Source organism: Endozoicomonas sp. SESOKO4, assembly GCF_024606275.1.
In genome coordinates, this window is sequence record NZ_JAHHPS010000220.1 from 1 (window position 1) to 1,039 (window position 1,039).

Below are 1,039 nucleotides of genomic sequence, written 5' to 3' on the forward strand. Positions count from 1 at the left end.
GCCATTAATACACTGGATATCTTGTTATGGAATCTACAACCAGAAAACCGTGATTCGGTCCCAGCTCAAGACTGGCTCCTATTAAAAACTATGTTGCTCGACCATCTCAACAAAACCGGTCATGCCCCCTCTATCTTCGCTGAATGGATGCATGATTTGACCACACTGATATCAATGCCTGTTGAATTCCCAATAGAAGAAGAATTTATTAACGTAACCCTCGAAGATTCAGCAGCAAAAGAAGAGTTTGCAGAATCGGATACAGAAGAGATCGTACTTCAGAGTCAAAGGTTAGATCATCCTCACCTTGAATCAGACTTACTCATTCCCGAGGTCGTTGATACGACTCCAAAGGAAGACGGAGTCATCGAAAAAGATGTTCTGGAAGAGCATACCGGAGTAGAACTTAGCATAGGCCAGTGGGTTGAATTCATTGGCAAGCAGGATCAGCATTTCCGTTGTAAACTCTCTTCTATTAATACAGTCTCCCATCGCTATACCTTCATTAATAGTTCTGGCATGAAAGTAGCCGAAATGTCTGGCTACGCAATCAAGTCCGGTATAGAAAATGAGCGCATTCGTATTATTGAAGATACTCAATTCTTCGATAAGGCTCTGCATGCTGTCATGAACAAATTCCTGAAGTTTTAGCATCTGTCGACGACACATAACCTGAATGTTTTCCCCAACTGATCCAGATACAAAGGAGGTATCCATTGATCGACCTTGGGAACCTGGAACAGCTCACCGAAGACGATGCACCAATGATGCAGATGCTTCTGGATGAATTCCTCAACACCACAGAAGAGGATCTCAGATCCTTGGATAAAGCAGTTGAAAACAAGACACACCGCGAGATCGCCAGTCTCGCACACCGAATCAAAGGCTCATCAATGATTGTGGGAGCCAATCAGCTGATACAGCTGACCAATGAGCTGGAAGAAGCGGGCAAACAGGCTGAAAACGAGAAGTTCGAATCATTACTCTCTGATATCAGGAAGTGTTATAGCAGCGTTTCTGAAGCTATCAAAAAGCTATG

Annotated in this window: 2 protein-coding genes; both read left to right on the top strand. The window is 43.6% G+C overall.

Going from position 1 to position 1,039, the window contains the following annotated elements:
- The coding region (locus KDK16_RS04235; protein WP_257274811.1) for a DUF1631 domain-containing protein at positions 1-651 on the top strand (651 nt) is incomplete at its 5' end.
- A gap of 65 nt (positions 652-716) precedes the next feature.
- Positions 717-1,039: Hpt domain-containing protein (locus tag KDK16_RS04240; RefSeq protein ID WP_257255527.1), on the top strand; the 323-nt coding region annotated here is incomplete at its 3' end.